Below are 12526 nucleotides of genomic sequence, written 5' to 3' on the forward strand. Positions count from 1 at the left end.
TCGACATGGATAAGCAATTGCCCAAAAGCTGGCACATTGATCAACGACAGTTAACCCCTTATTTATTCTTGCTGCCTGCCCTGCTGATTTTGGGGCTGACGGTTTTTTATCCGGCGATCCAAGCGTTTTATCTCAGCTTTACGCGCTATGACTTAATTGATTCACCGCAGTGGATTGGGGTTGCCAACTTTCGCCGCCTGTGGGCTGATCCGATTTTCTGGCAGACGTTGCGAAATACGATTCTTTATTTGGTCTGCGTCGTTCCAATTCTAGTGATCGCTCCTCTAGGATTGGCGATTTTAGTCAATCAAAAACTGCGAGGAATTCGCTGGTTTCGGGTGGCGTACTATACGCCTGTGATTATCTCGATGGTTGTTGCGGGCATCGCCTGGAAATGGCTCTACGCCGATAATGGGTTACTCAATCAGTTTCTCAAGTTTTCTGGGCTGTCCACTGAGGGAATTCCGTGGTTGACAAGTCCTGATTGGTCGATCTTTAGCGTCATGGTCGTCACCATTTGGAAAGGATTAGGCTACTACATGGTGATTTATCTAGCGGGATTGCAGTCTATTCCAGAAGATCTCTATGAAGCGGCAGCGATCGACGGCTCTGACGGGTTCCGCAAACATTGGGACATCACTATTCCGCTGATGCATCCTTATCTCTTTTTGGTTGCTGTGATCTCTGCGATCTCTGCCACTAAAGTCTTTGAAGAGATTTACATCATGACGCAGGGCGGTCCGCTCAACAGTTCTAAGACGATCGTTTATTATGTCTATGAGCAGGCTTTCCAGAGTTTAGAAATTAGCTATGCGTGTACGATCGGGCTTGTGATGTTTATGATAATTCTCGCTCTCTCGGTGCTGCGATTAGGCGTACAGCGATGGGAGCAGAGAGCTTGAAATCGCAGAATCCCGACTTTTTGAAGCAGTCAGGATTCTGTCTGAGACTTATTTAGCCGTCATGACATCCAGTGCCCAATTTTGGATCAACTCATTGATCTGATCAGGAACTTCATCGTGAGGACAATGCCCCGCATCGAGATAATATTCTGTCAGTTGCGGATGATAACTGCGGAATTTTGCGCCTCGCTCTCGTGCATCAATCCAGGGATCGCCTTCACCCCAGAGCATTAAAAGCGGCTTCGTCAGTTGATTGAGCAGTACATCTACCTTTTCGCCTTGGGGTGTGCGAAAGACTGACGCAAACACTTTCTCAGCCCCGACATCACAAGACGGACGATAAATCTCGTCTACAAGCTGGTCTGTGATCGCACTTTGATCGAGATAAACCTTCTCTAACGTCTTGCGAATCACCGATTTTTGCTTAATGTATTGAAACAGCAAAAAGCTCGCCCAATCTTGCCGAAATAGTCCACTTACGATCTCTCCCATCACTTTGCGAATGGGGTCTGGCTTGGTCGTGCCCTGAAGATCGGTAAACGGACCTGCGCTGTTGATCAAAATCAGTCCCGCTGCCGATTCTGGACGCTGAGACGCAACGCACAGTGCAACATATCCTCCTAAAGAATTTCCGGCTATAACGGCGGGTCGCCCGATCACCTCGGTGATGAATTCGTTAATCTGGTCGCGCCAGAGATCGCCGCTATAGCTCCAGTCAGGTTTGCCCGATCGCCCGAACCCCAAAAGGTCGATCGCCCAAACCTCAAACTCTTGGCTCAAGCTGATAATATTTTTTCGCCAGTGATCAGTCGATGCCCCAAACCCGTGAATTAAGAGCAGGGGTGGACGCTGCGGATGCCGTCCCGCTTTGACGTAGTAGATGGACTGTTGCCGCCAACTCCAATATTGACCTGGCACAGAAGTCACTGTGGGCGCTACCTGCATGATGTAAAGATAAAAGTCACTTTTATTATTGTAGAGCTTGCAGAGGATGGACTGTAGATGGGCAAGGAGCAATCCGTAGAAATCCGGCGTTGCTGAATGCAGATATGAAATGCCCCCCTCACGAAGTGGGGCAAGCCCTCGCTAACCCTTCTCCCTGGGAACAGAATTCCTGTCCCCTCTCCTTTTGGGAGAGGGCTAGGGAGAGGGTAGAACCTGTGCTTCATGGATCGATTCAGCAACGTCGAAAATCCTACCTCGATCGCTCCTTGCCAATCTCACGAGTTAAGCCGCGTTCTCTAGAACCCGTTCACGCTGCGGAGTCAAAGATGCCTCCATCTCAACGGGTGCGCCTTCTTCAACCATCGATGCCATCTGACCGCCCTTTTGGACGAAATTTGTCACCATCGCAAGCATCGCATTGACCTTGCGAGTGCGCCATTCGTCGATCGCTTGCTCAGTTGCTGCGAGTCCTAGATGTCTCTCCATCGCGTCGTGCAGATAAGCGGCGTGACCCGTCTCATCTTGAGCAATGCTAGCCATACCTTTCTTGAGATTGGCGCTATGAGATTCATCCTCTGGCAGCGTATTCGCCATGCGAAGAAAATCCTTACTAGCATCTAATTCGAGAATATAGGTGCTGGCGAAAAAGACAGACCACTCCATATTTTCGGGCTTGAGTTGCTCTTGAGAATAGCCTTGAAAATAGGAACTAAAAAACGGACTCTGCTTGCGCTCATCGAGTCTGCCATCGACCATTTTTTGAGGCAGCTTTTTGAAATCAATGACTTGCTTGTTCAGTTGCTTCAACGCATGACCAAAGATTTGACCGTGCCGCTTCTCATCAGAGGCGTGTCGATCAAGCCGTTCAGCCAGCCAAACATTTCCTTCGGCTTGGGCACGATCGCGCAACGCTTCGAGAAATGGCACCGAGCCAGACTCAGCTAGTTGAAACGCAGCCAAAACATTAGGTCGGGTTTGCAAATCTCTCAAACTGCGGGCTGAGATAAACGCTGCCGCTCCAGACCCTGCCAAATGCATGATTTGAGTCAAAAAATTCATAAAGTTTCGTCAAGAATCAATTAAGTGCGATCGTAACGCGCTTTTTACGAGAAGGAAGGGCAAGAAAAAAGAGAATCCTGAATTCGTCCTTTATTATTTTTCCCTCACACGTCATGAAGATGATTCTATACACTGAAGTGAGGTGAAAAGCGAAATCGTTTTGGGGGTTCTGGTGCGCCTGTTTACGACCGTTGCAGCCGTGCGCTGCTATCTAGATCTCTGTAGAGGAAGCCGACCTCATTCAGATGATTCTGTCAGCCCAGGCTATTTAGAAGTCGGACTTGTGCCGACGATGGGTGCCCTACACGCGGGGCATCTCAGTTTGATTCGACGCGCCAGACAAGACAACAAGATTGTGGTCGTCACCATTTTCGTCAACCCTTTGCAGTTTGGACCCAACGAAGACTATCAGCGATATCCTCGACCCTTAGAGCGCGATCGAGCACTCTGCGAACAGGCAGGAGTCGATGCCCTATTTGCGCCATCGGTGAGCGAGCTAGGAGTCGATCGTCCGCACCCAATTCAGGTAATGCCTCCTGCGTCGATGATTTCTGGGCTGTGTGGTGCCTTTAGACCTGGACACTTTGATGGAGTTGCGACGATCGTCACCAAACTCTTAAACTTGATTCAGCCCGATCGCGCTTATTTTGGACGTAAAGATGCTCAACAGTTAGCGATCATTCAGCGTTTAGTGACCGATTTGAATCTACCCGTCGAAGTTGTGCCCTGCGCGATCGTGCGAGAGCCAAGCGGTTTGGCGTTGAGTTCGCGCAATCAATACTTGAGTGTCGAGGAGCGTCAGCAAGCGACAGCTCTCCATCAAGGACTTTCTCAAGCCGAGAAAGCTTTTCGATCGGGAGAGCGCTTGAGTGCTAACTTGATTCAGGCAGTAAAGACAGAACTGGAGAAGGTGCCAGCCATGAAGACCGAATATGTTGAGTTAGTCCATCCGATCACCCTTGCGCCATTAGAAGTGATTGAAGACGCGGGGTTGCTGGCGGTGGCTGCCCGCATCAGTTCCACTCGGTTAATCGACAATGGATTGCTTCGCACTCGCAAGCCGATTTTGGCGATCGACGGTCCGGCTGGAGCCGGAAAATCGACCGTTGCCCGTCAAGTTGCCGAAAAATTGAACCTGTTTTATCTCGATACCGGGGCGATGTATCGAGCGTTGACGTGGCTGGTTTTAGAATCTGGAGTCGCCGTTGATGATGAGCCTGCGATCGCAGAATTGGTGAGCCAATGTCACATTGAGTTTCAAGACCACGAATCCAATCAAGGCTCAAAGCATATTTTCATCAACGATCGCGATGTCACTCAAGAGATCCGCGATGTGGACGTGACGGCAAATGTCTCAGCAATCTCTGCTCATGCGATCGTGCGAAAAGTCTTAGTCAAACAGCAACAGCGCTATGGCAGCAGGGGCGGCATCGTGATCGAAGGTCGTGATATTGGAACGTGCGTCTTTCCCGATGCTGAACTGAAGATCTTTTTAACGGCTTCGGTGCAAGAACGAGCGCGACGCAGACAGCAAGATCTCAAAAATCAGGGCAAAGCTGAAGTCAGTTTAGACGAGCTAGAACAATCGATTTTTGAGCGCGATCGCAAAGACAGCACTCGCGTTATCTCTCCGCTTAGAAAAGCCGATGATGCGATCGAGCTTCAAACCGATCATCTCAGCATTGATGATGTCGTGAGAGCGATCGTTCGGCTCTATCAAGAAAAGACCGATCGGGCTTCTCTTTGACGAAACTGTTAGCTGATTTGCTCCAGTAGCACTTTATTGATCACCGTTTGATAGCCAATCTCTCGTTTCTTTGCCTCTTCTTTCGCCCAGGCTAGAATTTTAGGGTGGAGTCGAATGGAAATCGGCTCGTACTTTTCCTCTTCCTCTTTGGTGGGGCGACCTCGTTTCTTCAGTTTGATCTCGAATTGGTCGGCGATTGCCGCTCTAAATTCTTGGCTTTCTTCTGATGTGACTCGCCTTGCTCTTTCAAATGGAACCTCAGATTCCTGACTCATATCGCTGGCACTCCCTTTTTGTAGCCTTTCTTGCACTAATGATCCTGATCTGTTTAGCTCGCATCGTGAAAACAACGACAACAATCGAGCCGTTCTCTACTTCTCCGATCGCCCATTCTCTCGCCTCTCCCTGAGAATGGTTAGCGTCTTCTGTAAACTGAAGATAAGGATCAGCGAAAACGGTTACAGCTTCCTCAAACGTGATGCCATGCGCTAGAACGTTTAACTCAGCTTTGGTGTCGTTCCACTCAAATCGTATTTAAAGTATATACCAAAATTATCGCCTGAGTTATTCTACACTGCTGTCTGAGTTGCAAAGGATGAGACCCTTAAGATATCTATAACCATGACCACCGATTCTCCTCGCTTCAAGCCCGTTTTATTTCCCAAACAGGCGCTCCTCGCAAAAAGTTTTCACTGGGTGAATGTGGTGAGTTTATTCATCATGTTGGGCAGTGGATTGCAAATCTACAATGCGAATCCGGTATTTGGTGGACGACAAGGAATTCATCTGCCGCCTATTTTTATCGGCGGTTGGCTGGCTGGAGGGCGAGACTGGCACTTTGGCAGCATGTGGATTTTCTCGCTCAACCTTTTGTGGTACGGAGTCTACATTCTGGCTAGCCGCCGCTGGAAGCATCGATTTGTCGGGCAACCTGATCTTAAAGCGCTGCAAGTGGGCAAGAACCCCAAACGCAAAGCCTACTCTTGGCATCGAATTGTTTACACCGCGATCGTTCCAGTGTTGCTTTTAGCAATCTTGAGCGGCATCGGGATGTATAAACCCGCCCAGTTTTATTGGATTGTCGATTTATTTGGCGATTGGCAAGCGCTGCGAATTGTTCACTTTATGACGGTGCCGATCGTGGTTGGGTTCACGATCGTCCATTCACTGCTCGCCCTCAAAGTCGGTGGCTCTCGTCTACTCGAATCCATGTTTTGGTAATGCCGTTCATGCAGTCTTTTAATCGTCGTCAATTTCTTCAAATGGCAGGGTTATCTAGCACGCTGCTGCTTAGTGGCTGCGGCTCAGACTTATTTGCGGGTGTGGTTGGACAGGTAACTGAACCGCTCAATCAACGTCTTGATGAACTCTTGCTCAATCCGCAAAAACCTGTGCCAGAGATGCCGATTAGCTCGATCGAGCCAGACAAACTGATTGTGAATACGTTCGACTTTACTCCAGTCATCGATCCCAAACTGTATCGGTTGACGATCGACGGCGAGGTCAACAATCCCATGCAGCTAGGCGTAAAAGAACTCTACAAACTGCCGCTCACGTCCGTGGTGATGCGTCATGTTTGCGTGGAGGGTTGGGCAGCGATCGTGCAGTGGGGCGGCGTGCGGTTGCGCGATTTAATTCAGCTCGCACAGCCTAAAGAAACGGTGCGCTATGTCTATTTTCAGTCGGCTGATGGCTATTACGAAAGTTGGGATCTGCGATCGTGTCTGCATCCCCAAACGCTAATGGCATATCAAAAAAATGGCGAACCACTGCCGATCGAGAATGGTGCCCCTTTACGATTAGCGGCTCCAATTAAACTCGGCTATAAGCACAGCAAATGGGTGACGCGAATTATGCTCACGAGCAATCTGCTGCCCCAAAGAGGCTATTGGGAAGATCGCGGCTATGAGTGGTTTGCGGGACTCTAGCCAGGATTAACGGTAAACTTTAAACATCGCTTACGACAGTGCTGCTGGATTGATCAATGATTTGCCCTCATCCCCAACCCTTCTCCCCAAGGAGAAGAGAGCCAGAGTTCATGTTCCCTCTCCTTTTGGGAGAGGGCTAGGGTGAGGGCGGAGTTTGCAATTCATACTACGATTCAGCAATATTGCCGACGACTTCTCATTCTTTTGTAGAAGATCTAATTATGGTTGCGCTCACGACTGGACTAGATTGGCAGACGATCGCCAAAGAATTTGAAGCTGTGGTCGGTAAAAATGGAGTCATTCGCAAGCGAGAAGAACTGCTCGTTTATGAATGTGATGGCTTAACCAGCTATCGAGAACGCCCCGAAATCGTTGTGTTGCCGCGGACGACTGAAGACGTTGCTGCCGTGGTGAAGATCTGCGATCGCCATCAAGTCCCCTTTATCGCCAGAGGCTCAGGAACCGGATTATCGGGCGGAGCGTTGCCAATCAAAAACTGCGTTCTGATCGTCACGGCACTGATGAAACGCATTATCAGCGTTGACTTAGACAACCATCGAGTCGTTGTGCAACCTGGCGTAATTAACAATTGGGTAACTCAAGCTGTGAGCGGTGCAGGGTTTTATTATGCACCTGACCCATCGAGTCAGATTATTTGCTCGATCGGAGGCAACGTTGCCGAAAATTCTGGCGGCGTTCACTGTCTGAAATATGGAGTCACCACCAATCACGTTTTGGGGTTAAAACTGGTGTTGCCCGATGGCTCGATCGCCGATGTTGGCGGCGAGATTCCTGAAATGCCGGGTTACGATCTCACGGGCGTTTTTGTTGGATCGGAGGGCACGTTAGGCATCGCGACGGAGATTACGCTAAAAATTCTCAAAACGCCTGAATCGATTCGCGTCTTGTTGGCGGATTTTACGAGCGTTGAAGCAGCCGGAGCGACCGTCTCAGATATCATCAGTTCGGGCATCATTCCGGGCGGCATGGAGATGATGGATAACTTCAGCATCAACGCGGTTGAAGATGTGGTCTGCACCAACTGTTATCCGCGCGATGCCGAAGCGATTTTGCTGATCGAAGTCGATGGGCTAGAAGTCGAAGCGGAGGCAAACAGCAAACGCATCGAAGCTATTTGTCACCAGAATGGGGCGCGAAACGTGACGATCGCTACCGAACCCGATGAGCGGCTAAGACTGTGGAAAGGACGCAAAGCTGCCTTTGCTGCGATGGGTAGAATCAGTCCTGATTACTATGTTCAGGATGGCGTGATTCCTCGCACAAAATTAGAAGAAGTGCTGCACGAAATCTCTGTGTTGGGCGAGAAGTTTGGCTATCACGTCGCCAATGTGTTTCACGCCGGAGACGGCAATTTACATCCTCTGATTCTTTACGATAATGCGGTTCCCGGTGCGCTTGAGAAAGTCGAAGAATTGGGCGGAGCTATTCTTAAACTGTGCGTAAAAGTCGGCGGCAGCATTTCGGGAGAACACGGCATTGGCGCAGATAAACGCTGCTATATGCCAGAGATGTTTTCACCCGCAGATCTAGAGACGATGCAATATGTGCGTCACGCATTCAACCCCAAAGGCATTGCTAACCCGACTAAGATTTTTCCGACTCCTCGAACCTGCGGCGAAGGAGCCAAAGCAGGAGTCGCGAAGGAATTTGCGGGAGTCGAACTATTTTAGATTTCTACTCGACTTCAAGCTGAAAACTTTCGTCAATCTTAATTTCTTGCAGCGATCGCCAGCCTGCTTGCCACTGCGATCGGTTGTTTAACAATTTTGCATTCATCCAAAATCGCACCGTGGGGTCACAGGCGGCGACCATTTCAGCAAACACCCACTGCCCTTCGTTTTTGCGATTGACGACTTGAAAATGTCTCCATCCCCAAGCGGTTTGCTGTGCCGTCCATTTAGAACCAACCAGATAGGGAAACTTTTGCTTTTTAGACATGATGCAGATATCTGGTTTTTAAGGGAACCTAAATCGATCGTGCCACAAATTACAAACAAACGTAGTATGGGTTATCGCGATCGACCCGTTGTGAAACACCCAAAATAAACCGTATTTAACCAGCGAAATTCGGCTGATAATTTATGAACCTTAAATCTTTTACGATGTCTGCGCTGCTGTTGACGATCGCCATTCCTGCCCAAGCCGAAAACCTTGATCACGTTCAGCAGTTGATTTCGACAAAACAATGTCAACGCTGTGACCTGAGCCGAGCCGGATTAGTGTTAGCGCAGTTAACCGGGGCAAATCTAGGTCAAGCAAATTTGGCAGGAGCCAATCTCAGTCGAGCCGTCTTAGCCGGAGCCGATTTGAGTGGCGCAAAACTAGCCGGAGCCAGCCTCAACGGCGCAGATTTGAGCGGCGCAAAATTAGTCGGCGCAGACTTGAGCGGCGCAGACTTGAGAGGAGCCTTCTTATCAGGAGCCGATCTCACCGATGCTCGACTAGACAACGCTGCTCTGCAAGGCGCGATCGGGCTATCTCCCACCGCAGGTAACCCCGAAGATTTTTATCGTTGGGCAGTCGAAGCCGGAAAACAGCACAACTATGAAAAAGCGATCGAGCAGTTCAATCAGGTTTTAATTCGCAAGCCTGATCATGCGCTGGCTTATTTTGGTCGAGCGGTTTCACGACTAGAATTAGGTGACAAAGAAGGAGCCATTCAAGACACCGAATTCGCATCTACTCTGTTTTCACAACAAGGGCAAAAAGAGAACGCTGACACGGCTCGATCGTTAGCGCAAACGATTAAGAATCCGCCCAAAGAACGCAAAGAAAAAGAGGGTGGCGGATTCGGACAAAGTATTATTAGCGTAGTGGGTGGGTTACTTCAACTGCTGCTGTTTAGGTAATGAAAAGATTAGCTATAGCAAAGACGTTGATGCTCTGTTGATCGAACTTTCTGATGAGCCAATTGCCTACGCTGAAGAGGAAGGACAAGTGATTTTGCATTATTCTCAAGATATCAAACTTGTTTTAGTTGAAGTTCTAGACTTCCGGCATTTGATATCAGACGAAGCAATTGCTGCATTGATGGCTTCTTGAGAAAACAACTTGATGCTTTGAAAGCAACCCCGATCGTCGCTGCCTACTTGATTGGAATAAATGGAAAAAGGGTTTTAATAAATCTTCTCAGCCGTAAAAGCCCGATCGTCTTTCTCACTTTGGGCGAGAGTTGAGGTTGAATGGGTTGACCTTTTTGAATGTCAGCTTGCAGTTCAGCATATTCAGCCGCCGTCAGGGGTTTGCCGTCGATCGGCGATCGAGCATCGGTAATAATCTCCGATCGCAACACTTCTTCGGGCGGGTCATCAGCCGGAGGAAGGGCGAGAACGGCTAACGGATGAAGAATGAGAGATGAAGTGAGGAAGAATCCTGCGGTTACTCTACGTCGCGTCATAGCGGTTCATTGCGATCGGTCTTCAAATTTTACTCTCAAATCCGGGTGGTAACGGTTCGTTGCACTGTTGATGAACGTCAATTAGACGATCGAACAACCACGGATAGCTGTCTCGATAACTAGGAATTCGTGCCAGTGGACTGAGCAACGCGGCGGCTGCAATATCTGCCACACTCAAGCGATCGCCGACTAAAAAAGGCTGATCTTGCCAACGCAGTCTCAACGCTTCTAAGCCAGTCTCCAAGCGCTTCTCGGCTAACTCGACACTGGCGGAATTAATACGATATTGCCGCTTTACGACTTGGATCACCATCTGACTCATCAGTGACGCATCCAGTGACTTGCCCTCTCTCGATCGAAACTGATAATAGACAAATCGAGACGCAATTCCAAGACTTTCATCGAGCCAATCTTCAAGCAGCCAAGCCTGCGATCGCTCACACGCATCAACCGGGACGAGTGGAGGATCGGGACAATAACCTTCGAGAAAGTGAAAGATTTGAGTCGAGTCTGCGATCGCCACGGGCTGTCCTTCAAGCTGCGGCATTAAAACCGGGAGCGTGGTCAATCCTCCGGTGAGCGGCTTGAGTTTGAGGGCGTGCAGTCCGGGGGTAAGGTTTTCGACCTGATAGGAAACTTGCTTATAGCCCAACGCTAATCGAGCTTTTCGACAATAATGAGAGGTGCTGAATTGCAGAAGCAGCATAGTGACCAACGCGTTATTTTCTCGAAATGTTATTTTAGACGAGTGCCATTGAGTTGAGGGTTTTTGACATGACTCTTTCAATTGATCAACTCGATATAGAAAATCTTTATCCCGACTCTGATGGTTTACCGATGGCAGAGAGCGACCCCGCACGCGATTATCTCCTCTACAGCGTTGAAGCTCTGAGCCTTTATTTTCAAGCCCGATCGGATGTCTATGTCTCTGGCAATCTCTTCATTTATTACAAACGTGGCGTGCCCGATGCAGTCGTTGCGCCTGATGTGTTTGTCATCTTTGGAGTCGAAAACAAAAAACGCAGAAGTTATAAAGTTTGGGAAGAAGATGGCAAACTTCCTGCCTTTGTTTTAGAAATTACTTCCAAGACGACTCAGGAAAACGACGAAGAAGATAAGCCCAAAAAATATCAAAGTCTGGGAGTTTTAGAATATTTTCAATACGATCCGACGGGGGATTATTTGCGACCTCATCTCAAAGGGGTGCGTCTGATTGAGAATCGGTATGTCCCGATCGCCAGTCACTTCTCAAATAATACGTTCTCGCTGCACAGTCAAACTCTCGGATTAGATTTGCGACTCATCGACGGAGAACTCCGATTTTATGAGCCTGAGACTGATAAACGGCTCCTGAGTCACGCTGAGTTAGACGCAGCCCGACAGCAAGCCGAAGAAGCCCGACAACAAGCAGAACAAGCTCAACAACAAGCCGTTCCGCGATTATTGAGATTAGGGCTAACCGAGGAACAGGTCGCAGAGGCGTTGAGTTTGTCTGTTGAGGAGGTCGATCGCTTCAAAAATTGAGTGCAGCAGTCAAAGTGTGGGTGATGTGTGGGGGCGATCGCTGCCAGCCACAGGAATCTGTAAATATGTAGAAAGATTCTGCCCATTCATCTAAATGAGTAGTATATTATGCAGAAAGATTACACCTATCTACCTAATTTAGAATAATATGCGGAAACTATTTGCCTATCCACCCGTTTTGGAGTGATATGCGGAAATTTTCTCTCTAAAAAGAAGTTAGGCTTATGAGAATTTGTGATGACTCCATATCTTTATGAAGGGCTTATTCTTCCAGAGCGAGCGCAACTCTCGCTCCAATTTCAAGTTCATTTCAAGCATCTTACGTCAAGTGTTAGTGCTATAGCACATGTTAGCGTCGTGCTGAATCAGGTTGCGGTGTGGCTCTACTCTGATGTGGAATGGGACATTTTCGATTTAAGAAATGTTGTCAAAACCATACTTCAAAATCAAGTTGCTGCTATAGGATATTTGAAAGGATATGCTTACGAGGTCGAAATACGACGTGTGCTTCATCCTGAACTAGGCATAGACTGTGTTTTTGGAATTGATATTCCATGTATTGCAGAACGCAATGAGTCTATTGATCTCGATGCAAGAATTGCATTGATCCGGGAGAAAACTACTGGTGTAGAGGGTGTTTTATTGAATCGATGTTTCAATGATCTCGTGATGGCTATGAAAAGTCCTGACGACACTGGGTTCTATTGTTACAGAGCGATTGAGTCATTGCGTCAACACTGCATTATAAAATTCAAGCTCAACCCAGAAAATAAATCGATGCAATGGGAGAAGCTCAGAGAAATTGCCCAGTGCGACGAAAGCACTACTAGATATATAAAAAAGTCAGCCGATCCTGTACGACACGGCGATGTCATGTCAATAACGTCAGAAGACAGGAAAACTCTTTTTTTAAAGACGTGGGATATAGTTGATAGCTATATCGAAAATGCCTGAAAACCACGCTGCACCAGAACCCCCCAAAATAGTCCTCTGAGTTGCAAAG

Annotated in this window: 16 protein-coding genes; 9 read left to right on the plus strand and 7 right to left on the minus strand. The window is 48.3% G+C overall.

Annotated features, from left to right (window positions below; all coding sequences use genetic code 11):
* The first annotated feature begins 5 nt into the window (after positions 1-5).
* Positions 6-902 carry a carbohydrate ABC transporter permease gene (locus tag A8707_RS09845; RefSeq protein ID WP_068816644.1) on the plus strand — a complete coding sequence of 299 codons (897 nt, stop codon included), beginning with the start codon at positions 6-8 and terminating at the stop codon, positions 900-902.
* 48 nt (positions 903-950) lie between these two features.
* Here A8707_RS09845 and A8707_RS09850 read toward each other — a convergent pair whose 3' ends face one another.
* Together A8707_RS09850 and A8707_RS09855 are read right to left on the minus strand one after the other, a co-directional pair.
* The gene (locus A8707_RS09850; protein ID WP_068816645.1) at positions 951-1847 is read right to left on the minus strand and encodes an alpha/beta fold hydrolase; all 897 of its coding nucleotides are present in this window, start codon (positions 1845-1847) and stop codon (positions 951-953) included.
* 282 nt (positions 1848-2129) lie between these two features.
* Positions 2130-2906: a rubrerythrin family protein gene (locus tag A8707_RS09855; RefSeq protein WP_068816646.1), complete on the minus strand. Its 777-nt coding sequence runs from the start codon at positions 2904-2906 to the stop codon at positions 2130-2132.
* 142 nt (positions 2907-3048) lie between these two features.
* On the opposite strand from A8707_RS09855, the gene A8707_RS09860 reads away from it, so the two are divergent.
* The gene (locus A8707_RS09860; RefSeq protein WP_231948000.1) at positions 3049-4653 is read left to right on the plus strand and encodes a bifunctional pantoate--beta-alanine ligase/(d)CMP kinase; all 1605 of its coding nucleotides are present in this window, start codon (positions 3049-3051) and stop codon (positions 4651-4653) included.
* Between the two features lie 8 nt (positions 4654-4661).
* On the opposite strand, the gene A8707_RS09865 is transcribed toward A8707_RS09860, so the two are convergent.
* Both A8707_RS09865 and A8707_RS30595 read right to left on the minus strand, forming a co-directional pair.
* Positions 4662-4928 carry a BrnA antitoxin family protein gene (locus tag A8707_RS09865; protein ID WP_068816647.1) on the minus strand — a complete coding sequence of 89 codons (267 nt, stop codon included), beginning with the start codon at positions 4926-4928 and terminating at the stop codon, positions 4662-4664.
* Positions 4912-5187 (minus strand): BrnT family toxin, encoded by a 276-nt coding sequence (locus A8707_RS30595; protein WP_074382484.1) that lies wholly within the window; start codon positions 5185-5187, stop codon positions 4912-4914. Before A8707_RS30595 ends, A8707_RS09865 begins: the two co-directional genes overlap by 17 nt.
* Before the next feature lie 87 nt (positions 5188-5274).
* On the opposite strand from A8707_RS30595, the gene A8707_RS09870 reads away from it, so the two are divergent.
* The 3 genes from A8707_RS09870 to glcD all read left to right on the plus strand — a co-directional run bounded on the left by A8707_RS09870 (position 5275) and on the right by glcD (position 8272).
* The gene (locus tag A8707_RS09870) at positions 5275-5874 is read left to right on the plus strand and encodes a cytochrome b/b6 domain-containing protein (protein ID WP_068816648.1); all 600 of its coding nucleotides are present in this window, start codon (positions 5275-5277) and stop codon (positions 5872-5874) included.
* 8 nt (positions 5875-5882) lie between these two features.
* Complete coding sequence (locus A8707_RS09875) at positions 5883-6581, plus strand: molybdopterin-dependent oxidoreductase (protein ID WP_068816710.1); 699 nt, start codon at positions 5883-5885, stop codon at positions 6579-6581.
* 221 nt (positions 6582-6802) lie between these two features.
* Entirely contained in the window at positions 6803-8272 is a 1470-nt protein-coding gene (gene glcD, locus A8707_RS09880; protein ID WP_068816649.1) for a glycolate oxidase subunit GlcD, read from the plus strand.
* Positions 8273-8276: 4 nt separating this feature from the next.
* On the opposite strand, the gene A8707_RS09885 is transcribed toward glcD, so the two are convergent.
* Positions 8277-8540 (minus strand): TIGR02450 family Trp-rich protein, encoded by a 264-nt coding sequence (locus A8707_RS09885; protein ID WP_068816650.1) that lies wholly within the window; start codon positions 8538-8540, stop codon positions 8277-8279.
* A 143-nt stretch (positions 8541-8683) separates the two neighbouring features.
* On the opposite strand from A8707_RS09885, the gene A8707_RS09890 reads away from it, so the two are divergent.
* Together A8707_RS09890 and A8707_RS09895 are read left to right on the plus strand one after the other, a co-directional pair.
* Complete coding sequence (locus A8707_RS09890; RefSeq protein ID WP_068816651.1) at positions 8684-9451, plus strand: pentapeptide repeat-containing protein; 768 nt, start codon at positions 8684-8686, stop codon at positions 9449-9451.
* Entirely contained in the window at positions 9420-9644 is a 225-nt protein-coding gene (locus tag A8707_RS09895) for a DUF2283 domain-containing protein (RefSeq protein WP_068816652.1), read from the plus strand. Before A8707_RS09890 ends, A8707_RS09895 begins: the two co-directional genes overlap by 32 nt.
* A 43-nt stretch (positions 9645-9687) precedes the next feature.
* Here the strand turns inward: A8707_RS09895 and A8707_RS09900 are convergent, their stop codons facing one another.
* Together A8707_RS09900 and A8707_RS09905 are read right to left on the minus strand one after the other, a co-directional pair.
* The gene (locus tag A8707_RS09900) at positions 9688-9999 is read right to left on the minus strand and encodes a hypothetical protein (RefSeq protein ID WP_068816653.1); all 312 of its coding nucleotides are present in this window, start codon (positions 9997-9999) and stop codon (positions 9688-9690) included.
* A gap of 22 nt (positions 10000-10021) precedes the next feature.
* Positions 10022-10705 carry a glutathione S-transferase family protein gene (locus A8707_RS09905; RefSeq protein WP_068816654.1) on the minus strand — a complete coding sequence of 228 codons (684 nt, stop codon included), beginning with the start codon at positions 10703-10705 and terminating at the stop codon, positions 10022-10024.
* 68 nt (positions 10706-10773) lie between these two features.
* On the opposite strand from A8707_RS09905, the gene A8707_RS09910 reads away from it, so the two are divergent.
* Entirely contained in the window at positions 10774-11523 is a 750-nt protein-coding gene (locus A8707_RS09910; RefSeq protein WP_068816655.1) for a Uma2 family endonuclease, read from the plus strand.
* A gap of 237 nt (positions 11524-11760) precedes the next feature.
* The gene (locus A8707_RS09915) at positions 11761-12477 is read left to right on the plus strand and encodes a hypothetical protein (protein WP_068816656.1); all 717 of its coding nucleotides are present in this window, start codon (positions 11761-11763) and stop codon (positions 12475-12477) included.
* Positions 12478-12526: the final 49 nt, after the last annotated feature.

Source organism: Phormidesmis priestleyi BC1401 (assembly GCF_001650195.1).
GTDB classification, from domain to species: Bacteria; Cyanobacteriota; Cyanobacteriia; order Leptolyngbyales; family Leptolyngbyaceae; genus Phormidesmis_A; species Phormidesmis_A priestleyi_B.

What these genes read in the sequence shown, in the direction of transcription:
- A8707_RS09845 (WP_068816644.1), top strand. Translation starts at nt 6, where the DNA reads ATGGATAAGCAATTGCCCAAAAGCTGGCACATTGATCAACGACAGTTA.
- A8707_RS09850 (WP_068816645.1), bottom strand. Translation starts at nt 1,847, where the DNA reads ATGCAGGTAGCGCCCACAGTGACTTCTGTGCCAGGTCAATATTGGAGT.
- A8707_RS09855 (WP_068816646.1), bottom strand. Translation starts at nt 2,906, where the DNA reads ATGAATTTTTTGACTCAAATCATGCATTTGGCAGGGTCTGGAGCGGCA.
- A8707_RS09865 (WP_068816647.1), bottom strand. Translation starts at nt 4,928, where the DNA reads ATGAGTCAGGAATCTGAGGTTCCATTTGAAAGAGCAAGGCGAGTCACA.
- A8707_RS09870 (WP_068816648.1), top strand. Translation starts at nt 5,275, where the DNA reads ATGACCACCGATTCTCCTCGCTTCAAGCCCGTTTTATTTCCCAAACAG.
- A8707_RS09875 (WP_068816710.1), top strand. Translation starts at nt 5,883, where the DNA reads ATGCAGTCTTTTAATCGTCGTCAATTTCTTCAAATGGCAGGGTTATCT.
- glcD (WP_068816649.1), top strand. Translation starts at nt 6,803, where the DNA reads ATGGTTGCGCTCACGACTGGACTAGATTGGCAGACGATCGCCAAAGAA.
- A8707_RS09885 (WP_068816650.1), bottom strand. Translation starts at nt 8,540, where the DNA reads ATGTCTAAAAAGCAAAAGTTTCCCTATCTGGTTGGTTCTAAATGGACG.
- A8707_RS09890 (WP_068816651.1), top strand. Translation starts at nt 8,684, where the DNA reads ATGAACCTTAAATCTTTTACGATGTCTGCGCTGCTGTTGACGATCGCC.
- A8707_RS09900 (WP_068816653.1), bottom strand. Translation starts at nt 9,999, where the DNA reads ATGACGCGACGTAGAGTAACCGCAGGATTCTTCCTCACTTCATCTCTC.
- A8707_RS09905 (WP_068816654.1), bottom strand. Translation starts at nt 10,705, where the DNA reads ATGCTGCTTCTGCAATTCAGCACCTCTCATTATTGTCGAAAAGCTCGA.
- A8707_RS09910 (WP_068816655.1), top strand. Translation starts at nt 10,774, where the DNA reads ATGACTCTTTCAATTGATCAACTCGATATAGAAAATCTTTATCCCGAC.
- A8707_RS09915 (WP_068816656.1), top strand. Translation starts at nt 11,761, where the DNA reads ATGACTCCATATCTTTATGAAGGGCTTATTCTTCCAGAGCGAGCGCAA.